25 protein-coding genes and 1 other annotated feature are annotated in these 24,432 nt (G+C 31.2%); of the genes, 2 read left to right on the top strand and 23 right to left on the bottom strand.

Going from position 1 to position 24,432, the window contains the following annotated elements:
• Position 1: 1 nt before the first annotated feature.
• The 7 genes from rplL to rpmG form a co-directional block, all read right to left on the bottom strand.
• Entirely contained in the window at positions 2 to 376 is a 375-nt protein-coding gene (rplL, locus tag BLV79_RS02855) for a 50S ribosomal protein L7/L12 (protein WP_074716013.1), read from the bottom strand.
• Positions 377 to 443: 67 nt separating this feature from the next.
• On the bottom strand, positions 444 to 977 hold the full coding sequence (gene rplJ / locus BLV79_RS02850; RefSeq protein ID WP_074716012.1) for a 50S ribosomal protein L10: 534 nt from the start codon (positions 975 to 977) through the stop codon (positions 444 to 446).
• A gap of 59 nt (positions 978 to 1,036) precedes the next feature.
• Positions 1,037 to 1,180, bottom strand: a sequence feature (ribosomal protein L10 leader region).
• 75 nt (positions 1,181 to 1,255) lie between these two features.
• The gene (gene rplA, locus BLV79_RS02845; RefSeq protein WP_022749956.1) at positions 1,256 to 1,951 is read right to left on the bottom strand and encodes a 50S ribosomal protein L1; all 696 of its coding nucleotides are present in this window, start codon (positions 1,949 to 1,951) and stop codon (positions 1,256 to 1,258) included.
• 165 nt (positions 1,952 to 2,116) lie between these two features.
• Positions 2,117 to 2,542, bottom strand: coding sequence for a 50S ribosomal protein L11 (gene rplK / locus BLV79_RS02840; protein ID WP_074716011.1), 426 nt, complete (start codon positions 2,540 to 2,542; stop codon positions 2,117 to 2,119).
• A gap of 13 nt (positions 2,543 to 2,555) precedes the next feature.
• Positions 2,556 to 3,074: a transcription termination/antitermination protein NusG gene (nusG, locus tag BLV79_RS02835; RefSeq protein WP_074716009.1), complete on the bottom strand. Its 519-nt coding sequence runs from the start codon at positions 3,072 to 3,074 to the stop codon at positions 2,556 to 2,558.
• Between the two features lie 16 nt (positions 3,075 to 3,090).
• Positions 3,091 to 3,306, bottom strand: a complete 216-nt coding sequence (secE, locus tag BLV79_RS02830; protein WP_074716007.1) for a preprotein translocase subunit SecE — start codon at positions 3,304 to 3,306, stop codon at positions 3,091 to 3,093.
• Between the two features lie 26 nt (positions 3,307 to 3,332).
• On the bottom strand, positions 3,333 to 3,482 hold the full coding sequence (rpmG, locus tag BLV79_RS02825) for a 50S ribosomal protein L33 (protein WP_022749961.1): 150 nt from the start codon (positions 3,480 to 3,482) through the stop codon (positions 3,333 to 3,335).
• 568 nt (positions 3,483 to 4,050) lie between these two features.
• Between rpmG and BLV79_RS02820 the strand changes: the two genes are divergently transcribed.
• On the top strand, positions 4,051 to 5,349 hold the full coding sequence (locus BLV79_RS02820) for a hypothetical protein (protein WP_074716005.1): 1,299 nt from the start codon (positions 4,051 to 4,053) through the stop codon (positions 5,347 to 5,349).
• 308 nt (positions 5,350 to 5,657) lie between these two features.
• On the top strand, positions 5,658 to 6,821 hold the full coding sequence (locus BLV79_RS02815) for a glycosyltransferase family protein (protein ID WP_083354410.1): 1,164 nt from the start codon (positions 5,658 to 5,660) through the stop codon (positions 6,819 to 6,821).
• 129 nt (positions 6,822 to 6,950) lie between these two features.
• Here BLV79_RS02815 and BLV79_RS02810 read toward each other — a convergent pair whose 3' ends face one another.
• From BLV79_RS02810 to BLV79_RS02735, 16 genes are all read right to left on the bottom strand, one after another.
• Complete coding sequence (locus BLV79_RS02810) at positions 6,951 to 9,836, bottom strand: glycosyltransferase (protein ID WP_074716001.1); 2,886 nt, start codon at positions 9,834 to 9,836, stop codon at positions 6,951 to 6,953.
• A gap of 9 nt (positions 9,837 to 9,845) precedes the next feature.
• Positions 9,846 to 10,970, bottom strand: coding sequence for a phosphonopyruvate decarboxylase (gene aepY / locus BLV79_RS02805; protein WP_074715999.1), 1,125 nt, complete (start codon positions 10,968 to 10,970; stop codon positions 9,846 to 9,848).
• Between the two features lie 14 nt (positions 10,971 to 10,984).
• A complete protein-coding gene (locus BLV79_RS02800; RefSeq protein WP_074715997.1) occupies positions 10,985 to 11,926 on the bottom strand; it encodes a LicD family protein in 942 nt (313 codons plus the stop codon).
• 16 nt (positions 11,927 to 11,942) lie between these two features.
• Positions 11,943 to 13,052 (bottom strand): CDP-glycerol glycerophosphotransferase family protein, encoded by a 1,110-nt coding sequence (locus tag BLV79_RS02795; protein WP_159429319.1) that lies wholly within the window; start codon positions 13,050 to 13,052, stop codon positions 11,943 to 11,945.
• 46 nt (positions 13,053 to 13,098) lie between these two features.
• Entirely contained in the window at positions 13,099 to 14,541 is a 1,443-nt protein-coding gene (locus BLV79_RS02790) for a lipopolysaccharide biosynthesis protein (RefSeq protein WP_074715993.1), read from the bottom strand.
• The gene (locus tag BLV79_RS02785; RefSeq protein ID WP_074715992.1) at positions 14,542 to 15,492 is read right to left on the bottom strand and encodes a glycosyltransferase family 2 protein; all 951 of its coding nucleotides are present in this window, start codon (positions 15,490 to 15,492) and stop codon (positions 14,542 to 14,544) included.
• A gap of 16 nt (positions 15,493 to 15,508) precedes the next feature.
• Complete coding sequence (locus BLV79_RS02780) at positions 15,509 to 16,666, bottom strand: glycosyltransferase family protein (RefSeq protein ID WP_074715990.1); 1,158 nt, start codon at positions 16,664 to 16,666, stop codon at positions 15,509 to 15,511.
• 85 nt (positions 16,667 to 16,751) lie between these two features.
• Positions 16,752 to 17,564: a flagellin N-terminal helical domain-containing protein gene (locus BLV79_RS02775; RefSeq protein WP_074715988.1), complete on the bottom strand. Its 813-nt coding sequence runs from the start codon at positions 17,562 to 17,564 to the stop codon at positions 16,752 to 16,754.
• A 304-nt stretch (positions 17,565 to 17,868) separates the two neighbouring features.
• Positions 17,869 to 18,681 carry a flagellin N-terminal helical domain-containing protein gene (locus tag BLV79_RS02770; RefSeq protein WP_074715986.1) on the bottom strand — a complete coding sequence of 271 codons (813 nt, stop codon included), beginning with the start codon at positions 18,679 to 18,681 and terminating at the stop codon, positions 17,869 to 17,871.
• Positions 18,682 to 18,862: 181 nt separating this feature from the next.
• Positions 18,863 to 19,339, bottom strand: coding sequence for a flagellar export chaperone FlgN (flgN, locus tag BLV79_RS02765; RefSeq protein WP_074715984.1), 477 nt, complete (start codon positions 19,337 to 19,339; stop codon positions 18,863 to 18,865).
• Positions 19,340 to 19,371: 32 nt separating this feature from the next.
• Positions 19,372 to 19,770 (bottom strand): flagellar export chaperone FliS, encoded by a 399-nt coding sequence (gene fliS, locus BLV79_RS02760; protein WP_074715982.1) that lies wholly within the window; start codon positions 19,768 to 19,770, stop codon positions 19,372 to 19,374.
• 80 nt (positions 19,771 to 19,850) lie between these two features.
• A complete protein-coding gene (gene fliD / locus BLV79_RS02755; RefSeq protein ID WP_074715980.1) occupies positions 19,851 to 21,332 on the bottom strand; it encodes a flagellar filament capping protein FliD in 1,482 nt (493 codons plus the stop codon).
• Between the two features lie 37 nt (positions 21,333 to 21,369).
• Positions 21,370 to 21,801 carry a flagellar protein FlaG gene (locus BLV79_RS02750; protein ID WP_074715978.1) on the bottom strand — a complete coding sequence of 144 codons (432 nt, stop codon included), beginning with the start codon at positions 21,799 to 21,801 and terminating at the stop codon, positions 21,370 to 21,372.
• Positions 21,802 to 22,027: 226 nt separating this feature from the next.
• The gene (csrA, locus tag BLV79_RS02745) at positions 22,028 to 22,276 is read right to left on the bottom strand and encodes a carbon storage regulator CsrA (protein ID WP_074715976.1); all 249 of its coding nucleotides are present in this window, start codon (positions 22,274 to 22,276) and stop codon (positions 22,028 to 22,030) included.
• Between the two features lie 2 nt (positions 22,277 to 22,278).
• Complete coding sequence (fliW, locus tag BLV79_RS02740) at positions 22,279 to 22,776, bottom strand: flagellar assembly protein FliW (protein ID WP_074715974.1); 498 nt, start codon at positions 22,774 to 22,776, stop codon at positions 22,279 to 22,281.
• A gap of 146 nt (positions 22,777 to 22,922) precedes the next feature.
• Positions 22,923 to 24,425 (bottom strand): flagellin N-terminal helical domain-containing protein, encoded by a 1,503-nt coding sequence (locus tag BLV79_RS02735; protein WP_074715972.1) that lies wholly within the window; start codon positions 24,423 to 24,425, stop codon positions 22,923 to 22,925.
• Positions 24,426 to 24,432: the final 7 nt, after the last annotated feature.

Genomic DNA, 24,432 nt, shown 5'->3' with positions numbered 1-24,432 from the left:
ATTATTTAAGAGTAACTTTAGCTCCTACTTCTTCAAGTTTAGCTTTGATTTCATCAGCTGAAGCTTTGTCAGCCTGCTCTTTGATAACCTTTGGAGCGTTATCTACAACATCTTTAGCTTCTTTTAAGCCTAATCCTGTTACTTCACGAACAACTTTGATAACTTTAACTTTCTGAGAACCAACTTCTGTTAATTCAACATCAAATTCAGTTTTTTCTTCTGCTGCTCCGCCTGCTGCTCCACCTGCTACTGCTACAACACCTGCTGCTGCAGAAACGCCGAATTCTTCTTCGCAAGCTTTTACTAAATCATTTAATTCTAATACGCTTAACTCTTTGATAGCATCGATAAATTCTTCTGTAGTTAATTTTGCCATTATTATTTCCTCCATTTTGAAATATAAATATTTATGACTATTGTCATTATTACTTTTTCAACACCTATTATTCAGCTGGTGTCTCTGCTGGTGCAGCCTCTTCAGCTACATCTGAAGCATCACCTTTTTCTGCAATCTGCTTGATAACACGAGCAAAGTTTGCAATTGGTGACTGTAAGCTTCCAAGTAATCTTGAAAGTAACTCTTCTCTTCCTGGAATTTCTGAGATAGCTTTCATTCCTTCTGTATCGTAAAGTGTACCTTCTACGATACCAGCTTTAATCTCTAATGCTGTTGCTGTCTTAGCAAATTTTGCAATAATTCTAGCTGGTGCTGTTGCATCATCTTTTGAAATTGCGAAAGCATTAGGACCTTCAAGAGATTCATTTAATCCTTCAAACTCAGTACCTTCGATTGCTCTCTTAACTAAAGTATTTTTATATACTTTATAAGTCACACCAGCTTCTCTTAACTGTTTACGTAACTGTGTATCTTCTGCAACAGTAAGTCCACTATAATCAACAACTACTACTGACTGAGCATCTTTGATTGTTTCTGAAATTTCCTGTACTATAGGCTGTTTAAGTTCTACTTTTGCCACGAATCGTGCACCTCCTTTTATTATTTGCATAAAAGACATGAGGTATAAGATTTATATTTCTATAAATCAAAGAAACCTCTCTGCCTAGACAGAGAGGTATAAGTCATTTTAAGCGATGGTTATCCCATCTTAAAACTTCCTCGGTAGGCACTACGTTTACGCCTTTCGGCACCTACTGTCTTCGGCAATATGCATTGCTATTATAACATTATATATCACGGATGTCAATAAAAAATTTTCCGCAAAACATGTCTGCTCAAATAGGTCTATTGTAATTATTACTCAGTAATCTTTGTAACGTTTAACTTCACTCCAGGTCCCATTGTCGAAGTGATTACTGCACTCTTAATGTACTGACCTTTCACGCTAGCAGGTCTTGCTTTGTTAACTGCACCCATAAGAGCGCGGAAGTTGTCGCTTAATTGATCTTCTGTGAAAGAAGCTTTTCCAACTGGCACGTGAATGATATTTGCTTTATCTAATCTATATTCAATCTTACCAGCTTTGATATCATTAACAGCTTTTGTAACGTCCATTGTAACTGTACCAGCTTTAGGGTTTGGCATTAAACCTTTTGGTCCAAGTACACGTCCTAAACGTCCTACAACACCCATCATATCAGGTGTAGCTACTACAACATCAAAGTCTAACCAACCATCGTTTTGGATCTTAGGAATTAATTCCTCACCGCCAACAAAATCAGCACCTGCAGCCTGAGCTTCATCAGCTTTAGCACCTTTAGCGAAAACTAAAACTTTAACACTCTTACCAGTTCCGTGTGGTAAAACTACTGCTCCACGAACCTGCTGATCTGCATGACGTCCATCACAACCAGTTCTAAGATGAAGTTCGATTGTTTCGTCAAATTTTGCTGTAGCATTCTTCTTAACAATATCGATAGCATCTTTAATTTCGTAAAGAGCTTTCTTGTCAAAACTTTTTACAGCGTCTTGATATTTCTTTCCTCTTTTCATGAAAAATAACCTCCTGGTGGTATTATCGGGAGAGGGCCCTCCCACTTGTTATTATTTTTAATGCCCTTTAATTTGTCATCTATCAATGCCTATCTGCTTTATGTTTTATTTCTCTCAGAGTTTATAAAACCAAGCAGAAAGAAATATTACTAATCGATTACAAAATTAGTCTACTACTTCAACACCCATAGATCTAGCAGTACCAGCGATCATGCTAATAGCTGAATCAATGTTAGCTGCATTTAAATCTGGCATTTTCAACTCAGCGATTTCTTGAAGCTGAGCTCTTGTAATCTTTGCAACTTTTGTTTTGTTTGGTTCACCTGAACCACTCTTAATGTTGCATGCTTTTTTAATTAATACTGGTGCTGGTGGAGTTTTAGTTACAAAACTGAAACTTCTATCTGCATATACAGTAATAACTACAGGAATTAATAAATCTCCCTGGTCTGCTGTTTTTGCGTTAAATTGTTTTGTAAACTCTACGATATTTACACCATGCTGTCCAAGTGCAGGTCCAACTGGAGGAGCTGGAGTTGCTTTACCTGCAGGGATCTGCAATTTAATATATCCTTCAACTTTTTTTGCCATTGGAATTGCCTCCTTAATTCATTTTCTTAACATCTGCGAAACTTACTTCAACCGGTGTTTCGCGACCGAACAGTTCAACCTTAATTGTAACTGTTTGTTTGTGTTCATTGATTGTTTGGATAACTCCTACTGTATCTTTCCAAACGCCACCGATAACAACAATTGTATCACCGACTTCAAAATCAATAACAACGCTTTCTGATTTGATACCTAATGGTTTCATTTCAGCTTCAGTGAGAGGAACGGGTTTACTTCCCGGTCCAACGAATCCAGTCACGCCACGAGTGTTTCTTACCACGTACCATGTGTCATCATTCATAATCATATGAACTAAAACATATCCTGGAAACATTTTCTTGGAAACCTGTTTCTTGGTACCGTTCTTCACTTCTAGTACTTCTTCCATAGGAACTCGTACTTCTAAGATTTGATCTTCAAGATGTCTGTTTTCAATTGTCTTTTCGATATTTGCTTTGACCTTGTTCTCATATCCTGAGTATGTATGAACTACATACCAATTTGTTTCTGACATAAATCGTCTTCCTCCATTACAATGTAAATCCTACTATGTAGTCTACGCCATATTGAATAGCTCTATCCATTAAAGCGATGATTGCTCCTGCTACGATAGAAATCACAATAACAGCTGTAGTCTGTCTTGTAAGTGTTTTTTGATCTGGCCAGATAATCTTTTTGAACTCAGTCTTAAGACCGGTAAACCAGCTCGTTTTTGGAGCTTTTTCTAACTTTTCGGTTTCTCCCATTTTCTCACTCCTTCACTCTATTCAGACTATTTTGTTTCTTTATGTACTGTATGTGTCTTGCAGAATCTGCAGTACTTCTTTGTTTCCATTCTGTCCGGATGAGCTTTTTTGTCCTTTGTCATGTTATAATTACGACGCTGGCACTCTGTGCAAGCTAATGTAATCTTTGTGCGCACAACTTCCACCTCCGTTTAATTTCTTTGTTGCTTAACCCATTTATTTGGGCATAAAAAAAAGACCTACTTTTAAGCCTTCTAAATATAACACAATATTATTTTCTCGTCAATATATTTTTTTTGATTTTACCACTTTTTACAAAAAAAAGCAAGTATAATTATTAATATATATTGATTTTTTTACTTATATGTTATATAATGTTTCTATAGATTATACTTATCTTTATAAGAAGTACTATATTTAATACTTTTCCTTATGTGATATGTTATAATACTTGTTGAAGTTTTAATTTTTTTACATGTTACATTTTGAATATACTATTTTTTTTCATCTAAGTTGCTTCTTTTCACTTGTTATTTTTACTTATTTATTTTTTCACGTATAATTATCTGAACATACTTTTTTACATCTAAGTTACCCCTTTTTACTTGTTATTTTTCACGTTTAATTATTAGAACATATAATTGTGTTATTTACTAATTTTCAATAGGATTTTAATAGTAGTTTTTAAATGGCGTATTTTTTCCGTTTACTCTCCATAGTAAGTTTCAGAAAGGAGGGGAGAAGATGCCAAAAATCGAGAATGCGTATACTTATTTTTTACAATCCAGTAATAGTAGGAAATCGTCCAAGTATGATAGTCATTCTAAAAATGACCTAAAAAAAGTTTATACCAAAATGATTCAGGTAAATAAAAACTCTCCTCTTTTCAAACTTACTGAACCTTCTACTGCAAAACGATTTGCAATTGATATAAAGGAGAGCTCTAGAAATCTTTTACACATTGTAGCTTCCTTATCGGAAAACGAAGATATTAATAGCTGTTTTGAAAAAAAGGTCGCTTACTCATCTAATCCGATTGTTGCAAAAGCTTTATTTACTGGTGAATCATCGCTTGATAATGGCGATTCTTTTTATTTATGCGTTAATTCGCTAGCTAAACCTCAGATTAATACTGGGAATTATTTAAAAGACAACAATATGTCTCTTCCAATAGGTAATTATTCTTTTGACTTGAAAACCCAATCTGCTACATATGAATTTCAATTTAACGTTAAACTTGGGGAAGACAATCTCTCTGTTCAACGTAAATTGGTAAATTTGATTAATTCAGCTCATATTGGTGTTGAAGCATCTCTTGTTAGTGATGACGACAATAAACACGCTATTAGGATTTCTTCTATCAACACGGGAGTACCAGAAACCGGCGCAAACCAATTTAATATTTTTCCTTCTTCTAAGGCTAATGATATTGCTGTAATGAATATTTTGGGGATTTCAAATGTTACACAATCTCCAACAAATGCAAATTTTACAATTAATGACGATGAATACTCAACTACGTCTAACTCTTTTTCGTTAGATAATGGATTAGAAATCGAACTACTTAAAGAAGGGAAAAATTCAACATCAAAAATTGGATTCAAAAACAATTTTGATGCTATTTTTGATAATGTCACAAATTTAACTACAGCATACAACAATATGCTAACTTTGGCTCAAAAATATGCCACTATTCCTAATCGAAACACAAATAGAAGTCAGTTTTTTATCAATATGGCTAGTGTTTCTACCAGCATGAAGTCTCAACTTGATTCAATTGGGCTTGAAGTTAATGATAATGGATACGTTTTTGTAAACGATATTTTGTTAGAAGATGCAATTTCTTCAGAAAATATTGAAACAACTTTTGCTACATTAAACAATTTTAAAAACTCTATTGGAAATAAAGCTGATGATATTTCCATTAATCCATTCGCCTATATGGATCGAATAATTTATGAATATAAGCCACCATATAATAATTTTCCTACTCCTTACCTACCTTCTTCATTTGTTGGTTTATTTCTTGATAATTATGTTTGATCCGCCGTGGCTTTTACAGGTGTTTTATTTTAACAATTTAGGTGGAGATATCACACTTAGCGTGGTATCTCCCTTTTATATATCTTCAGTTTTCTGATAATGGTATTCTGATTTTGAATCTTATTAAATTTTTTGTTTTCTCTTTTTAAAGGTACAATTTTATTTATTCAAAGTTTTTTTATTTTCTCTTTTTTTGGATATTTCCAAAAGATAATTCCAAAAACTAATTTTGAGCAAAAAGAATCCGAAATAGAGTGTAGAAACGTTAGAGCAAAAGGCTCTTAGAATATTATTTAAGGGAGGCTATTATGATGAACATTCTATATTTCACATGGTCTGAAATTAATTTTTCTCCTGTATTAAAGGCATTAGAAGAAAACGGTCATAATGTTATTGTATATAACGGTGATTACATTGCTCATTACTCTCTACAAAGTGTAGCAAAACTTGATTCAGATTTTAACGATATTATTAATAAACATCCTATTGATTTTATTTTTAGCATCAATTATTTTCCTTTTATTGCTGATTATGCTCACAAGAATGGAATTCTATATCTTAGTTGGAGTTTTGATTGTCCCCTTTTTACTCTTTATTCAGATACGATTTTATATCCTGAGGTATATATTTTTCACTTTGACAAATTTGAGTGTAAAAAACTAAAAGGATTTGGCGCGTCTAACGTTTTTCACATGCCTCTTGCAACTTCTATTACTGATATTGATTTTTTGAACGAGAAACAAACTATGCCTTATACACCTGATATTAGTTTTGTGGGTCGTCTATATTTAGGCATTCCGTTTGATGAAATAAAATCTTTACCAGATTATTTACACGGATTCATAAATGGATTAATGAGTTCTCAACACAATCTCTTGAGTTATGATTTAATCACTCCTTGTATAACAGATGATATTTTATCTAAATTTCAAGAGTATATTGATATTCCTAATGAGGTTGGTTCATTTTTAACCTACCGAGATTTTATTGTAGATATTATTCAATGTAAATTATCTCAAATAGAACGCATTAACGCCCTTGAGATGTTACGGGGTAATCTTAATTATAGTGTACACTTATTTTCTGATGCACCTTATGATTTTAAGAATCATATTATACCTCATCTACCAGTTGACTATGATACAAGTATGCATCAGGTTTTCAATCAATCATCAATAAATTTGAATTTTACAGCACGCACAGTACCTTCAGGAATTATTCAACGACCACTTGATGTAATAGCTGACAAAGGATTTTTAATTACTTCATACTCTCCTGAAATATTAGATTATTTTACAAATGGTGAAGATATTGTTTACTTTGAAAACTATAACGATCTCGTTATATTAAGTGAGTATTATTTGGAGCACGAAAAACAGCGTAAAGAAATCATTGAAAACGGCTTAGAAGTAATTAAAAAACACTTTACATACAACCAACGTATAGAGCAGATTATAGAGTGTGTCTTTTAATTAATACTATAAAAAAGATTTATTAACGACTAGACAATCAATAAATACAAAAGCTACATTTACAAACATTTTAACCGTTGGACTTATGTTTTTATATAGCGGTTTTGTTTGTAAATGTAGCTTTTTTCCTTAATCAAATAATTTTTCATCTATTTCTTTCACATAATTCAAAAAAATATCCTTCCATTCTAAGTATTCTACTGCTGCTTCACCATTTACCGTCACATAGTGGTGTATATTTATTTTTCCATTATCAAAAAATGCGCACTCATAACCTCTTTTTACATATTCCACACATTCTGATATGTCATAAAAGTGCCAGTTCGTAAATACGTCTTCTCTCCATGGAACATCTATTGTAGTAAACATAAAAACCCCATCTATTGCTTTTGCTCGGTATAGTTTTATTTTATCATTTAGTGTTCCGACACAATCTACGTCTTTTCCAATATATTCAGTTAAATGTGTTTCTATCTCATAGTTCTGACATAATTTAGCAAAATTTTTTTCTAAATTTTCTCCTACAAACCAACAACCACCTATATAAAAATTTCCTGAACCTACAACACCAACTAACTTTAAATCCTCAAATTTTTGAACTGTCTGTATTAACTCTAATAAAACATTAGGTTCTATAATCCATACATCATGGTGAATATATAGTTTATACTTTGCATCTGTATTGATAATAGCTGCATTATATCCACTTGTCATGCTTTTTGCATTAACAACTTCAATTACTTCTAATGAATAATCGTCTGGGACTTTCAAGGTTCTCAAATAAGCTTCACATTCTAGACGCATTTCATTATCATTTGTGCAAAATATAATTGCTATTTTTTTGTTATCTACGTTCTTGCTACCATCAGTTATTATCCTTTTTATTTCATCCCATTCTTTTATAGTGCAATTCAAGATTTCACACTCATTACCCCCTTTTTCTGTTTTGCTTTTTTCATACTCTATTATTTCACTTCTTTTTGACTCATCTAAATTTAATATGGTCTTTTTAAAAGCAAACTCTTCTTTTACTTCTTGAAACAACACTTCTTTTTTTCCTTGTTCCATTTCCTTCAAAATAGGTAGAAACATTTCATATCTTTTGATAAATTTCTCACTAATAGTCTTTCCTCTAACTCTTTCATTTTCTAAATAATTTAAAATTCTCTTATATACAGAATAATTATTACAATCAAGTGGAACAGTTCCTCTTATAAATACTAATAACATCTCCGGCGTAATATCATTTTCCACTATGACATCTACTAAAGTTCTTTTTCTTATTTCTTTAATCCCGTAACAAATTCTTTCTATACAAAATCTAACTTTCTTTAATACTTCAAAAAATTTTTTAGTATTATCTTTATATCTTATAATACTATTATATTTTTCAATACTTTCTTCTCTATTAGATAAAATAACACACCCATTATTTATTTCTGTCAAACCAATCTCTAACATCATAGACATAGTAACAAGCTCTCGATCCATAAAAACTTTTCCTAACTCTATTTCCAAACACTCTGATTTAAGGAAAAATGAAACATACATTTCAGATAATTCATACGCTTTAAGATCAATCAATTTTTTTAACAACTTTATTGTTTTTTTTCTAATGTTAGTTTTTCTTAATATTCTATTGTTTCTCAAATCAATATAAGTATTTTCTACATCATCTTCATCTTTTTTTGTCAGTTTAATTTTTTTGTCTTCTTTCAAAAACTTTATAAGCAAAATCCATAGAAATTGTTCTTCATAATCTTCCTCTGCCTCCGCTAATAAACTCTTAATAAAATACCATCTATAATCATACGGATACTTTATTAATGCTTCAAACAACGCTCTATCTAATTCTTCATTTTTTTTATATTCTATCAAATCTGAAATTAGTTTAAAATAGTCATCAGCTGATATATTTGCTGTTTTATCTATCATTCTCAACAAAATATCCTTCACTTTCTTTAAATAATTTTCTTCTTCATACTCTAATACCGAATCTCTACATAGTTTAGGATCTGGAATTTTTATTTCTCCATTTGCAATTCTATCAAGAAGTTGTGCTAACTGAATACCATCTGTATTATCAAAAAAATACCCATTAACACCTTCTTTTATATAATCAATAACAGTTCGAGTAGTCAACACCATAATACCATTTGCTAATGCTTCAGCCCCCACCAATAAAAAACCTTCGTAATCTGACGCCGATACCAATGCCACTTCATCTTCTAAATAATCCCACGGTTCGTCTTTCCACCCTAAATATTCAATATTATTTCTTAATTCCAAATATTCTACTATATCAAATAATTCTTTTTTATATTCCCCATCTCCAATAATTTTTAGTTTCCAATTACTTTTTGCTCTATACATCGCCTCTAATATAATATCTAATCTTTTTTCTGCAGATACTCTTCCAACGAAAATTAACTTGTTTTGTTTTTTCCTTATTTTTCCATTTTCATAATTCCTTTTTAGAAAAATTTTTTCTTCTGGAAATTCAATAGGATTTCCAATATTAAATATTTTGTTTTCGTTAATTCCTGCCTCTTTTAGTTGTTTTATTAATGTTTTATTTATACATAAGTGGTAATCTGCTTCTGCAAGTTCAATTAATCCCCCAAGTCCAACTGTTTCATACATATTTACATCACTATGCACAAATGAAACTATTTTAAACTCATCTTTATTTTCTTTAGTTAATAATTTCTGAGATACTCTAATAATTTTTGACATGATTGGATAATTTAAAGCAATACTTAAATTAGGGGGGCCATATTTCAAGACAAACTTTGAATAAGTTTCTGCCATTTTACTCGTTTGGGATACCATATCTTTATTACTATCATAAACGTCAAATTCATACGCTTCTCTATAACCATCTAAATATGCAATCCCTCGCCCTAAATGCACAAATCTAATATTAATATTTTTTATTTTTTTCCATGATTTTAATACTTTCTCTATTCCACTTTTTCCACCACCGCAAGGAGACACTATATCAACTGTATACATATTTTCCACCTATCCTTTTAATCTTTCCATAAAATTCTCTTTATTTTCAGTTGGAGATAATGTTGGACGTCCCAAATCTTTCCTTGCTCCTATTGCACTCATAACTTCAATCATTGTTAATCCTTTGTTTTTTTCAACTTTTATCAATGCCTCTTCTAATTCCCACATATTTGAAACTTTATACACATATTTATATCCACATGCTTTGGCAATTCCTGAAAAATCACATCCTATCTGAGCAACAGTAGGCATTCCTCCGACTGATTCATGTGCTCCATTATTAATAATCACATGAATAAAATTTGATGGTTTTACCGCCCCTATAACAGGTATAGCTCCCATATGCATAATAGCTGCGCCATCTCCATCTATGCACCATATTTTTTCATCAGATTTACTAATCGCTATCCCAAGAGCAATAGAAGATGAATGTCCCATAGATCCTACTGTTAAAAAATCGTTTTTATGTGACATCTTTTTATTTTTTCTAATTTCAAATAGCTCTCTACTTGCCTTGCCTGTAGTCGAGACTATAACATTATCATTTGCCACTTCAACAATTTTTTTTATAATTTCTTCACGTTTTAGCTTATTATCATTTTTATATTCCATTATTTTTTCAAACGAAAATGCATTTTCCTTTGCTAAAAATGCAACACTTTTTCCTTTTTCAAGATCTTTTTTCAAATCTTCTATATTCTTTGATAGCATTCCTTCAGTTGTATCCTTTGTAAGTGTTACATTCTCTATTTGCATTAAATCCATTAAATCTTTTGTTATCTTACCCTGAAATTTATGTTGTGGTTCATCCCTTAATCCGTCTTCTCCTCGCCATCCTATAACGAAAATCATTGGAATATTATATACATCTGGAGAAATTAATGAAGCGATAGGATTAATAATGTTGCCTTCTCCACTGTTTTGTAAGTATACTAAAGGGACCTTCTTCGTTGCCAAATAATAACCTGCTGCGATTGCAACACAATTTCCTTCATTTGCTGCTATCAAGTGATGCTTGTTATCTATTCCATATTTATACATTAAATAATTAACTAATTTTTTTAATTTTGAATCAGGTACTCCTACAAAAAAATCAACCCCTAACATTGATATAAATTTTTCGACACTAACCATTTTTTTCTCCTTCTTTAACTAATAATCCCGTTAATCTTCATTAATTCTCTTTGTTGATTTTCATAATAAGGATAATCATGCTCAGCGGTTCCTCTTTTCGGAATCATGTAATCATCTCCGTACAAAAACTTCAATATACTTTCATAACCACTTGGAATTAAAACCGTAGTGTTTTCAAATGGTACCTCTACTGCTTTTGAAAAACAATTCTTATCAAAAATAAAATCTTTTTCTTTTGTGGCTCTCTGCAACACACATTGCACTCTACTAGTTTCATCTTCATTATATATCTGAGAAACATTATCACATAATTTAAACAATTGGTTATTTATATCTTTTCCTCTGTCTATTGTTATTGCACATATTTCTTCTATTTTAGCTATTGATTCATTTAATTCATCTAGCGTTATTTCTTCATTATCATTTAATTTATTTTTGTTGTATCTGTTAAGCAAACCTTCTGTATTAACAATAATATCAACTACCATTTTTTGCATCTCATCATCTTCGTTATTGTCGCTTACATTATCTAGAATTTCTATATCAATACCTGCAATATATGGAAATCCATGATATCTTTTTAGCTTCTCTCCTGTTATTGGAATTATTGTACTATTAACTATTCTTGTAAAAAAATTCCTATATTCTGTTTCATCTGAATAACTAAGGATTTTATAACTTTCTGGAAGCTCATCTGTATGTTTAATAAATTCATTCCAATCATTTCTCTTAAAAAGAATATCAATATCATCATCCCATGGTACAAATCCCTTATGCCTAACTGCACCTAATAACGTTCCCCAATTGGCAAAATATACCAGTTCATATTTTCTGCAAATTCGTTCAATTTCTTTTAACACTTCCAATTGCGCAGCCCATGCTCGTTTCATCATAGGCTCTATATAAAAGCCCTCCCTTGTTTCTCCCTCGAAAAACTTTTCTTCAAAAAACAACATATAGCTTACTCCTTTACTATTTTGACATTTTTCCAATTAACCATTCAGTTATTTTTTCGGACGATTTTCCTGTTTCATATATTTTCAATTCTTCTAACCACTCTTTTACATCTCTTCTATACTTCAATAAATCAAAACGATTTATTACTTCTATTAATTTTTCATTAGTTGTAGCAAGTGGAAAAGGATACTCCTCTAATTTTTTATATAATCCTCTTTCTTTCGTATAATCCTTATAATCTTTTGCAAAAAAGATACCTATTTTTCCCAAAATAGCAAAATCATATATGTAACTTGAATAATCTGTAATTATTGCATCCGCGCCAATACCCAATTTCACAGAATCTGAAAAATCGGAGACTTCTAATGCAACCTTTTTATTTACCAATTCCTTACAATAGCTTATGCCTATGTTTTTTATATTTGGATGTAATTTGATTAAAATTATAACTTTTTGATGAGTTTTTCTTTCAAATATATCAACTACACTTTCAAAATCTACACAATATACATCTTTATTTTGCGTATTTCTAAATGTTGGTGCATACAACACAACAAAATCCTTTTCTCCAATACCTAACATCTTTCTAACATTTTTTCTAATATTATCTACCCTATTTTTATCATAAAAGACATCATTTCTCGGTGTTCCATATCTTAAAATCTGATTCTTGTTTTTTAAATAAAATGCTCTTCTAAAAATCTTTTCCTGATTACTATTTCCACATGTAATTCCATCGATAATTTTGCCATCATATATTGCATTTAATAAATATCTTAAATTTAACTTATCACTTGCATCTTTTTCTATTTTTTTAATTGAAAAACTTCCATGCCAAAGTTGCAAATAAACCTGTTTCTTTTTCTTTAAAACTAGATGCTCATCTCTAACATTATCCACCCACGCATTAGCAGTACCTAATTCATAACACGCTTTTACCGATCTATACTTTACCTTTCTAATATATTTTGGCATTGGCTCATCTAAATCTTTTACAAGCCATACCAAATCTAATCCTTTATAGTATTTTAGTTTTTTAGCAATTTCTGCAGGTGAATCCCCAAACCCTGAACCTTGAAAATTTGAGAACACTATTTTTCCTTTTTTTATTGGTAGTAAACTCATAAATTTTGACAAAAACAAAAAAATGATTATATGATATACCTTTACACTAAATATTCTCACCATTTCCATACTTTTTACCTTCAACTTTTCTTTTTTTATCTTTTTTTCCTATAAGATAAAACACTAAATAAATTGCACCTAGCGCCAAAAGATTATACACTATTTTTTCATTTTCCATTTTTAGTAAACAATTTAATTCATACAAACTAAATACCAATACTAAACTTAACAGTCCTGGTATTAGCAAATCTTTAACTTGCTCGATAAAGCTATAATTTATTACTTTCCCCATAATCTCTAAATTTATAAGTGCCACAATAATGCTATAGATACACGTAATTTGTGCAATTGCAAGTACACCTTTTTTCAATGCTATCATAAGCATTATTAAATACAGTGGTTTTTTTAATAATTCTATCTTCAATACTATATCACTTCGACCAGTTGCCTTTACTACTTGTATACATATTTCCCCTATTAAACAAAAAGCCACCCCTACAACTCCATACTTCATAAACTTCACACAACTTTTCCATTTTGAAGTAAATAACACTATTATCACTACATCTGACACTGTCAATAACACCGCTACAGCCGGGAAAAAAATATATGCAATTTTTTTTACAACTTGTCTTGTTAGCTCTTTTTTTTGTACATTATTTACACATTTAGAAAATGCTGAAAATAATACACTACTCATAGAACCTGTTATATTATTAAAAATGGCATTTGGAATTTGATTACCTTTATTATAAAATGCTAACTGTGTTGCATTATAATATCCTCCAATAAAAACCGTTTGAATTTGATTAAAAAAAGTTCCTAAAAAATCTGCACACATTATTTTCCAGCCATAACCAACCAAAACTTTTGCTCTTTCCATAGAGAAGACTTTTTGGGGATGCCAACTAATTATAAACGATAGCACGAAACTATCTATTGCCGAATTAGACAAGTATTGAACTACTAATGCCCATACTCCCAAACCATTTAAAGCCAAAATTATACCTAGCAATGCAGAAATTATTGTTCCTACTAAAGTACCCCAAAAGAACTTTTGAAATTCCATCTTTTTTATAATATATGCATGTTGAACTGTATTATATGCGCCTAAAATAACTCTTAAGGAAAAAATTCTAATTAAAATACTTAGTTCTTTAATTTTATAAAACTTTGCAATTAAAGGTGAAAAACTAAATAATAAAAAATACATAATAACAGACAATATTAAACTGCAATAAAAAATTGTAGAAAAATCTTCGTCTTTCGCATTTTGATCTTGTATTAATGCCGTACCTAATCCACTTGAAACGAGCACATCCGCCAATGTGATAAACAAACAAATTATTGCGACTTTACCATAATCTTCTGGCATTAATATTCTAGCCAAAAGAATTGAGACCACAAACGCTACTCCCTGTGCAATTATTCTCTCAGCAAATTTCCACCCTATCCCTTTTATTATGCTTTTTTTTAGGCCTTCATACACTCAATAACTCCTCCATTTTTTCACTTTAGAATACAATTTAAAATGGTTAACTAATAAATATGTTTTCAATCTAATTGTTAAATCTTTAGATCTATTTTCCTTATTTCTATATTCCAAAAAAACTCTTTTTTTTAGGACTTTATAATCTATATTTTTATCTAGTTTTTCTTCATCAAAACGAATTATATAAATCATATGCATAAGAGTATATGACTGTATGTCTAAATACTTTTTATGTTTCAAATACAAATATCTATCCCATAAAGCCATCAAAGCACACATTATTTCTGTTGATGTTTTTTCAATATTTGTTATACTATCCTCTCTGATTCTATATACATAATACACTCCACTTACTTTAGCAATTTTATCAACTCTTGGCATTATATCGTTTAAAAAAAATTCATCCTCATGTATTCGTCCCGGTAAAAATCTAACATTATCTAGTAAACTCCTTCTATACAACTTCGTACAAGCCACATTATATATAACTCCCTTTTCTTTTAACATTGAGCTCCAAAAACCATGTTCATCTACAACTTCAAATTTCTTCACTGGCTCAAATTCTTTTTTCTTCTTTCCATAATATTTTACAATACCTGTCACGGAAAAATCTGCCTCACTAATAATCAATGTCTCGTAAAGTTTTTCATACATTTTTGAATAAATCACATCATCAGCGTCTACAAAACCTATATATTCTCCCTTTGCTTTTTCTAAGCCTTTATTACGTGCTTCTGATAAACCTTTATTATCCTGATGAAACACTCTAATCCTTTTATCCTTTCTTGCTAATTCTTCACAAATTAAACCTGATGTATCTGTTGATCCATCATCAACAAGTATTATTTCTAAATTATCATATGTTTGTCTCTCTATAGATTCCACACATTTTCCTATATATTTTTCCACATTATATACGGGAACAATCACAGAAATTAAATCTTTCATTTTATTCACCTTCATTTTATTTTTTTAACATAACCTCAATTTGGTTTTTTATAGTTCCTAAACTCTTTAATCTTTTTATTCCATTTTCTCTAATCCTATTTCTTTCAGCATCATTTTTTAAATAAAAATCTGTCAACTCCGCTAATTGTTCTACATCATCATACATCACAATATCATTTCCTATATCAAAATATTCCGCTATTTCCTCTTGAAAATTCGAAATTACAAAACCATTTGATCCTATGATTTCCCACACTCTAAGAGGAATTCCTGTTCTAATAGTTTTAAGTGTTATATTAAGGTTGATTTTGGAATTATTAAATGCTAGAGGAAGTTGTGTATTATAATCAATGTAACCTTTATTAACTACCTTTTTTAAATCTTTATCTGTTTCATTTGAATACAAAAATGTTTTATTCTTATGTGAAACAATACTTAATGCTATTATTCTCTCTCTTCTAGTTATTTCGCACGCAACTAGGTATTCTATTTCTCTCCTATCTACCCTAAATTTTTCTTTCAACCTTTCCCTATATGCTTTATTCATTTTTATTACTAGATTATTTGTTATCAGTTCCTCTAAAAGGTACACACCATACAATTGTTTTTGTGATCGTATAATCCCTTCAATATATCCTTTTTCATAATCATAAATTGGTGTCATTATTGATCCATAATCATTATTATATAGCTTCCCGACAAACGAAATATCTGTTTTATAAACTTCCTTTTGTATATTTGTAGAGTTGTTTATAGTCTGATGCAATCTACTATAGTCACATCTAAGTGGCAAATGAAAACTTTCTATTCCTTGCTTTCTATAAACTTCTACTTGTCCTCTATCAAATATAAAAATTCTATTTGTTTTATATTTCATAGAACTTAAATCCCTTATGTGAATCGGCGAATCATAAATCCATGAAATGTATACTATATCTTTATCTTTTGCCACCTTTGCTATTATTGGATTATAATTTATAGAAAAAATAACATCTATTTTCTGTTGCGTTGAATTAATATCCACTGTTTTTTCAAATTCTAGTTCAAATTCTTTATTATTTTCCCACTCAGTTATATTCTTTTCATATGCTATATAATCTAATTTTAGCTCCCTTAATGCATCTTCTACCGATTCATTAAAAAAAGAATTCCATTTCCAATATAACAATCTCATTTTCACTGCTCCTTATTTTAGCCAAAAAAGGCAAGTACAAAACTTGCCTTTCTTGTGTGTTTGCGACAACATTTTTTTACAGTTATTATTTAATCAGTGAAAGAACTCCTTGCGTCTGGGTATTAGCCTGTGCTAACATTGCCTGACCTGCCTGCTGGATAATACTTGTAGCTGAGTATTGTACCATTTCTTCAGCCATATTTGTGTCTCTTATACGAGATTCGGCTGCTTGTGTATTTTCAGCTGTTGTATCAAGGTTCTTAATAGTATGGCTCAAACGGTTTTGAAGTGCACCAAGCGTGGCTCTTTGATCAGATACTTGTTGAATTGCTGATTGTACACTAGACATAGCTGCTCCCGCATTAGAATTATCCGATACAGCTAAATTGTTTACGCCTAATGTAGATGCATTCATGTTACCAATTGAAATTTCAATTATCTGTCCACTCAATGATCCAACTTGTAATTTCTTACCTGTGAAAGAACCATCGATAAGATTCATTGTATTAAACTGTGTTGTACATTGAATTCTATCAATTTCTGAAACTAATTGATCAATTTCAAGCTTAATAGCTTTACGATCATCTGATGTATTAGTATCTGTAGCCGCCTGAGTTGCTAACTCGTTCATACGTTGTAAAATTGCATGACTTTCATTTAATGCACCTTCAGCTACTTGAATTAATGAAATTGCATCTTGAGCATTTGTTGATGCTTTCTTTAAACCTCTAATTTGGCTTCTCATCTTTTCTGAAATTGAAAGACCTGCTGCATCATCAGCTGCTCTATTAACTCTATATCCAGAAGATAATTTCTCGGTATTCACCGCAAGTGCTGCTGTACTGATTCCTAACTGCCTATTAGTATTCATTGCCGCAATGTTGTGTTGTACTACCATGATAATTTCCTCCTTGAACTAAATGTGACATCCTTGCCACAACTATTTTTCACTTGTCTTTTAAGTTAACAAAGACTCTTGTACGTAAACACACAACTATATTTACATACACTAGTTATATCGGAATTATTTATTTTTCATTAACCATTAATTCATCCTTTTTTTCTTTTTTATTTATACTAATTGCTATTAATTTATTTGTTTTAATTAATCGTTAATAAAGATAAATTCCCATAAAAAAGAGGTTGGTAAAAACCAACCTCTCTGATAGTCCTTTAATTGTAAGCGCTAGCTTTAAACACTATTATCTAATTAATGACATTACACCTTGAGTCTGGCTGTTTGCCTGAGCTAACATAGCCTGACCAGCTTGTTGGATAATACTTGTAGCTGAGTATGATACCATCTCTTCAGCCATATTTGTATCACGAATACGTGATTCAGCTGCCTGAGTATTCTCTGCTGCTGTATCAAGATTCTTAATTGTGTGATTCAAACGATTCTGTAATGCACCAAGTTTTGATCTTTCAGATGAAACTGTCTTAATAGCTGCCTGAACCTTAGACATTGCCGCACCAGCTGTTGTGTTTTTACTTACAGTCAATGCACTAACACCTAATGAAGTTGCATCCATTTTTCCAATAGAAACATCAATAACCTGTCCTGATAATGAACCAACCTGTAATTTCTTTCCTGTGAAAGAACCATCGATAAGATTCATTGTATTAAACTGTGTTGTAGAATAAATTCTATTAATTTCAGATGTTAACTGATCAAGCTCATTCTTGATTGCACTTCTGTCATCGCTTGTGTTTGTATCTGTAGCAGCTTGTGTTGATAATTCATTCATACGCTGTAAGATTGCATGTGTCTCATTAAGAGCACCTTCAGCTGTTTGAATTAATGAAATACCATTTTGAGCATTCTCAGAAGCTTTCTTTAAACCTCTAATCTGGCTTCTCATTTTCTCAGAAATTGACAATCCAGCTGCATCATCAGATGCACGGTTTACTTTGTATCCTGATGATAATTTCTCTGTATGTCCAGCTAATGCTGTTGTGCTAAGACCTAACTGTCTATTTGTGTTCATAGCTGCCATGTTGTGTTGTACTACCATAATTTTTTCCTCCTTGAATAAAACACCGTAGCTTCCTTGCTACTAATAAAATAAAATGTTGTAACTGTAAATCCACCTCACCTTACGCGCGAATCAGTGAAACTTCATTACTTCAAAAACAAATCACTTTGTTTTCTCACTATGTATATCGGTAAAAGTTTTTAAAACTTAACCTTCGATTTTATTTTTTATTATCTAAAAAATGCGGATCTACATATTCCACCTTTTTCATTGCCTGATTGTATTTTTTTAATGCTCCTTGATTAGATCTAATATCTTTAACTTGACGCCTTATAGTACTAAATTTTTTCTTCATCAAATCTTTATTTCTTGCCTCTTGCGCTTGTATTTGAACGCTCTTATCTGTAATACGTCTTATACAATCCTGCATTTGACGAATCTCCTGTGCATACAAATCTCTGTTTGCATCTATTTCGTCACTTATCTTATTAAATATTTCCTGAAAACCTTCATCTATCAAATTTAGTTCATCTATACAATTAGATTTCTGCTCAACAATCACATCAAAATCATCTGGCTTGATACTTTGATCTATTAGAGCAGCCCTTTGTAATTCATCTAATTCTATGATTCTATCTAATATCAATTCTTTTTTTCGTAAACTCTGTAACATAACATCTATATATGTCTCTTGCATATCAAGCTCCTTATGTTTGACTACGAATCAATTTATTTACCTGCGAGTGCCCTCTTCATTACCTCTTTCCATGTATCTCTCATTTTCCTCAAATGTTTTAATATTTCTTCTAAAACTTCCTTATCCTTACTTATATTCGCATCTATTAGTCTTTGTTGAATATATTGATATACATTATCAAAATCCTGTGCAACCGGATATTTTTTATCTAAGCTTAATTGCAACTCTTCGATAATTTTCTCAACTTTTAAAATATTTTCATGAGCCTTCTCAATATCTTTACTAGGGTGTTCTTCTGTAATTTCTACTGCTGAAATAGCTATATTTGTAAATTTTATTGCTGCCTCATAAAGCATTAAAACTAATTCAGCAGGAGATGCTGTCAAAATTTTATTGTTTGCATATGCCGCATAACCCTGGTTTTGTACCATAAAAAAGCCTCCTCATATTTATTACTAGTTTATTTATGGTTACTAGCGAAGAAAAGCCTCCGCTAGTAACCTTATAAACTTTATTTAAAGAAATTTGTCAGTGAACTGCTAGAATTTTGTAGTTTGGCAAGTGCTGTTTCCATTGCAGAAAACTTATTATAATAATAATCTTCTTTCTCAGCAATTCTCGTCTCCCATTCAGCAATAAGTTTTTGGTAATTGTCGTACTCTGATGCCAATTGCTTATCATTATAAACTTTAAATGCAGACCTAATTTTTGTGCTTTTCATCTGTTTATCGATATTATCGTAAAGCTTATTTGAAAGCTGTTTCATAAAATCAATAACTTTATCTGGATCAGAATTAATAGCTGTCATCAATTTATCTGTCTTTCCTGATGATATACTATCATCTGCATCACCTGCAATATGAAATGCATTATACTCATTTTCTGCTGCTGTCAAGATACTTTCAGTAGAAATTCCAAAACTAGATAATGAATACTTCTTTCCATCAATTTCAAATGCTGAATTCATAGCAGAAGTCATAGCACTCATTATTGTGCTTAGCGAAGAATCATTTCTAAGTAACGAATCCTTTATCTTTGTTTCCCACTGTTCAACTTCCTTGTCACTCATTTGTTCCTTTTCATCATCAGTTAATGGATCATATCCCTTAGATGAAGGAGCATTATAAAGTTTTGTCATCTCATTAATCAAGCTATTATACTGTGTAATAAAATCTTTGATTTTATCATATAATCCTTGTGAATCTGAACTAGTATTTATGGTAATAGGACCACTATTTACTGTTGTTGATTGAACTGTGATATTTAATCCATTAATACTAAAATTATTAGAACTATTTGTATACTCAACTCCATTTAATTTAATGGTAGCATCTTTTCCTTCAATCTTAGTTCCACTGTTAATTCCAAGCTTATCTAATGCACTAGTCCCACCTGTATTGGTAGAAGTAATAGTAAAATCATTATCTTTACCCGACTTATCAGATCCAATGAAAATTCTTCTATTATCTGTATCAAAGTTTACTTTAAGTCCAGAAGATGATAACTTTTGAGTTAAATCCTTTACTGTCATATCAGCTGTAACCTCAATCTGTTCTGTCTTAGCATTAGCTCCTGTTCCCTTAGTTACAGTAATAGTTTCTGAACCTGAAACACCTAATTCACTTAAAGTTGTTCCTTCTTTGACATTTTCTCCAAGCAAATCTCCTGTTAAATACGCAGTCTGTGCCAAATTGCTTATTTCTAAGCTTTGTACACCATTTATAGCCTTATTTGTTGCAGAAACAGTCGCTTTAGTTGAATCTGAAACTGTACTCTTTTTAACAACATAAGCCCCCTGATATTTTAAATTTCCCACATCGGTATAGAGCTTATATACTTTTGAATTCAAAGTTTTCCAAGCATCTTGTTTCCAAGACAACTTGGTTTGTTCTTTTTTATATGTATCCTTCTTTTGACTATACGATGAAACCAAGGCCTTAACCAAGGAATCTGTGTCCATTCCAGATATCATACCGGATAACCTAACTGCCATATTTTATACTCCTTTATAAAAAAACTAAATTACTATATTATAATTTTTTATCTACTAATAATCCTGCATTTTCAAGAACTTGTCCGATCTTATCTAGAACTTCCTCTTGAGGAAATTCTCTAACAACTTCTCTTGTAGTTTTATCTACAATTTTAATTGTCGATCTTCTCGTTTGTTCATGCACACCATAAATAACTTCTTGATTTTCAGCTGTATGTTTCTTTAGCTCTTCAATCATTTTTTTTATCTGCGGATTATCTTTGTCTTTATATAATTCCTGTTGTTCCCCGCCGTTTCCTCTATTCTGACCACCAAATTGTGCAATATCTGTAGTTTTTACAGCTAACTCTTTTGAAACGGCCTCATTAGATGCTAATTGTTCTTTAGGCTGCATCTGCACCTTCCTTACCGCCGAAGACGAACTTCCCTGTATCGTCATTCCAGCTCCTTTTATAGCTTCTAGGGCCATACATAACACCTCCATGTGAAAAAATCTTCCCTGAAATGTAACAAAATAAGCTTTACAAAAGGACATATCTAACTATAATACCTATCGACTATCACTAATTCTTATATTATTAAAAAACAATAAAAAAAACCAAAATATTACTAAACATAATAATATCTTGGTTTCTTTACTATAAATTCCATTTTATAACTATCTTATTAAATCCTTTTACTAGGGTTCACACTTACTATTTTTCTTCTACTTTTTTAGTACTTTTTCTTTCTATCAAACTTTGTAATGCCTTCATACCTTCTGCATCAACTGCTGCCTTGTTTTCTTCTTTAATCTGCACATATACTTCCTCTCTGTATATTGGTACCTCTTTCGGTGCAGTTATACCAACCTTAACTTGATCTCCGCGAACCTCTAAAATAGTGACTACGATATTGTTATTAATCACTAACGACTCGCCTTTTTTTCGTGTTAATGCTAACATATCTACTCACCTGCCTTTCCATCCTCGATGTCTTCACGTTTTTTATTGCCTTTGACAAGATCATAGATTTTAAATTTCACAGGGAAATCATCTTCTACTATTATTTGAACCCCCTTATGAGTATCTGCGTTTATGATTATAGGTGCTTTCAAATTAATAGATAAATCCTCGATCTTAGAAGGTACCGTAACCGTAACTAAAATATAAGTATTCTCATCATTTAATTCTCCAAGTGGTGCTAGAATTTCTTCATTTACCTTAGGATTATAATCAGGCATAACGGTTTGAGGAACCATCACAGGAAAAGCCGTATCTGGATCATCTAACGACTGAAGCCACATGATGTTCGTAGTTTCCTGGTCTTCCTCTTTTGCTTTTTCTTCGTCAAAAATCAAAGCAAACTTTTTAAATAATGGTAGACCAATCATTCCTGTTTCCATAGTAATAATTTTTTCATCTGCAATGTCAACTGTTCCAAATACTCTTGTTTCTGCCTTCATGGTAATTTCCTCCTTCGTCTCCGACGACGTGTATTTGAAACGATGCCAAGCATCAAAAAGTAAACTTCTCTTTTCCTTGATAAGCATCGATTCATGCAAACCCATAATTCATAATAAAAGAAAACTAAAAATTATACAACCTTTTTTTATAAATAGTCCAAAAGCGATTGACGACCTACTTGTGCTGCTGCTGTTAATGAAGACTGATACGCATTATTTGCAGTATAAAAATCAAGAATAATATCCGATAATTCTCTGTCATCATTTTTTACCTTTAATTCATTAACAGTTACTCTTTGGTTTTCTACACGCGTCTTTATTAAACTTAATCTTACTTGTGTACTACCTAAATTTGTTACTGCAAGGTTGATGTCCTGCTGATATTCATCAAAATTAGTAATATACTGACTATATGTCTTTTGAAGATTGTCATCGGCATATGCAACTTCTTTCGAAGCTGCGTCTAAATAAGTTTTCAAATTTGCTTGACTTACTTCATCAGAATATCTTGATTGTTTCATCATATTAACAATCTTGTCATATTTGTCATGTGCAACAATTGCTGAATTAATAATGTCTATCATTTCCTCAACATCTCTTGCAATATCTGTTGTAAAAACATCACTAGCCTGCGTATTAATTGTTAAATGTGTATTAACTGCAACCGTATACTTAATTTGCTGATCTTCCTTAGTATACTCAATCGGATTACTTGAATCAGTAATATCCTTGCAATCAAAATAATACTCTGGTCTTACATCACCCTTTGCAAAACCTTTTTTAACATAAGTTATTTCGGCAATATAATCATTCGATTTTATCGTATCAGAAATATTTTTCCCAAATATCATTTCGCCAGTATTTCTGATTACAACTATATCATTATCTTCTAAAGATTTTGTTCCTGTATCTCTTTGCCACTCTTCTTCGCTTGAATAATATCTATATTGAGGATTAATATTTGATGTAACATCTAACGTTGAATCCGCTGAATCATATAACTTCAATTCAGGCTCATTATCTTTCTCTACTCCATTATATGCTAATCTAAACCTATCATAATTGTGTTCTTGCGAAATTGTCCCACTATACTGAGTACTTGCATCATTTGGCACCTCAGAACCCTTTGTGTAATAACGTCTATGTTCAATATCACTTTCCTTAAATCTCTGAGTAATTTCATATGTTGTATCCTGAGTAGCTTTTGTAAAAACAAGTTGACAATTCGTTCTATAACCTGTAAAAACAGTTCTTCCAGCATAATCTGCATTTCCTTCTGCATAAACTTGCTCGCTTAGTGCTGTAAGTTCTTTCCAAATAGTATTTCTATCCTCTGGTTGAAGGGTATCATGCGCTCCTGCCACACATTTTGATCTTATATCTGTCAAAACCTTATTCATATTTAAAAGAGAAGTTTTAGTAACATCCAACCATGATTCTACATCAGGAATATTATTATCTACAAACTGTTCCATATGACTTAAATTAGTAGATAATCTCAATGATCTCATAGCAATTACAGGATCCTCAGATGCTTTTTCTATCTTCTGTTGGGTTGTCATCTGTGTATTTAATCTATCAACTGACATTTTATTTAAGTTAATATTATATTTTGTTTTATTCATAATCATATTATCAGTAACACGCATAGTCTAT

The sequence above is a fragment of the Lachnobacterium bovis DSM 14045 genome, from assembly GCF_900107245.1.
Classification (GTDB): Bacteria; Bacillota; Clostridia; order Lachnospirales; family Lachnospiraceae; genus Roseburia; species Roseburia bovis.
This window is presented reverse-complemented; position numbering and strand designations above follow the sequence as displayed.

What these genes read in the sequence shown, in the direction of transcription:
- rplL (WP_074716013.1), bottom strand. Translation starts at nt 376, where the DNA reads ATGGCAAAATTAACTACAGAAGAATTTATCGATGCTATCAAAGAGTTA.
- BLV79_RS02815 (WP_083354410.1), top strand. Translation starts at nt 5,658, where the DNA reads ATGATGAACATTCTATATTTCACATGGTCTGAAATTAATTTTTCTCCT.
- BLV79_RS02810 (WP_074716001.1), bottom strand. Translation starts at nt 9,836, where the DNA reads ATGTATACAGTTGATATAGTGTCTCCTTGCGGTGGTGGAAAAAGTGGA.
- BLV79_RS02770 (WP_074715986.1), bottom strand. Translation starts at nt 18,681, where the DNA reads ATGGTAGTACAACACAACATGGCAGCTATGAACACAAATAGACAGTTA.
- BLV79_RS02735 (WP_074715972.1), bottom strand. Translation starts at nt 24,425, where the DNA reads ATGCGTGTTACTGATAATATGATTATGAATAAAACAAAATATAATATT.
- BLV79_RS02820 (WP_074716005.1), top strand. Translation starts at nt 4,051, where the DNA reads ATGCCAAAAATCGAGAATGCGTATACTTATTTTTTACAATCCAGTAAT.
- fliD (WP_074715980.1), bottom strand. Translation starts at nt 21,332, where the DNA reads ATGGCAGTTAGGTTATCCGGTATGATATCTGGAATGGACACAGATTCC.
- secE (WP_074716007.1), bottom strand. Translation starts at nt 3,306, where the DNA reads ATGGGAGAAACCGAAAAGTTAGAAAAAGCTCCAAAAACGAGCTGGTTT.
- BLV79_RS02775 (WP_074715988.1), bottom strand. Translation starts at nt 17,564, where the DNA reads ATGGTAGTACAACACAACATTGCGGCAATGAATACTAATAGGCAGTTA.
- fliW (WP_074715974.1), bottom strand. Translation starts at nt 22,776, where the DNA reads ATGAAGGCAGAAACAAGAGTATTTGGAACAGTTGACATTGCAGATGAA.
- nusG (WP_074716009.1), bottom strand. Translation starts at nt 3,074, where the DNA reads ATGTCAGAAACAAATTGGTATGTAGTTCATACATACTCAGGATATGAG.
- rplA (WP_022749956.1), bottom strand. Translation starts at nt 1,951, where the DNA reads ATGAAAAGAGGAAAGAAATATCAAGACGCTGTAAAAAGTTTTGACAAG.
- BLV79_RS02785 (WP_074715992.1), bottom strand. Translation starts at nt 15,492, where the DNA reads ATGAAAGATTTAATTTCTGTGATTGTTCCCGTATATAATGTGGAAAAA.
- BLV79_RS02780 (WP_074715990.1), bottom strand. Translation starts at nt 16,666, where the DNA reads ATGAGATTGTTATATTGGAAATGGAATTCTTTTTTTAATGAATCGGTA.
- BLV79_RS02795 (WP_159429319.1), bottom strand. Translation starts at nt 13,052, where the DNA reads ATGAGTTTACTACCAATAAAAAAAGGAAAAATAGTGTTCTCAAATTTT.
- fliS (WP_074715982.1), bottom strand. Translation starts at nt 19,770, where the DNA reads ATGGTACAAAACCAGGGTTATGCGGCATATGCAAACAATAAAATTTTG.
- flgN (WP_074715984.1), bottom strand. Translation starts at nt 19,339, where the DNA reads ATGCAAGAGACATATATAGATGTTATGTTACAGAGTTTACGAAAAAAA.
- BLV79_RS02750 (WP_074715978.1), bottom strand. Translation starts at nt 21,801, where the DNA reads ATGGCCCTAGAAGCTATAAAAGGAGCTGGAATGACGATACAGGGAAGT.
- csrA (WP_074715976.1), bottom strand. Translation starts at nt 22,276, where the DNA reads ATGTTAGCATTAACACGAAAAAAAGGCGAGTCGTTAGTGATTAATAAC.
- BLV79_RS02800 (WP_074715997.1), bottom strand. Translation starts at nt 11,926, where the DNA reads ATGTTGTTTTTTGAAGAAAAGTTTTTCGAGGGAGAAACAAGGGAGGGC.
- rplK (WP_074716011.1), bottom strand. Translation starts at nt 2,542, where the DNA reads ATGGCAAAAAAAGTTGAAGGATATATTAAATTGCAGATCCCTGCAGGT.
- aepY (WP_074715999.1), bottom strand. Translation starts at nt 10,970, where the DNA reads ATGGTTAGTGTCGAAAAATTTATATCAATGTTAGGGGTTGATTTTTTT.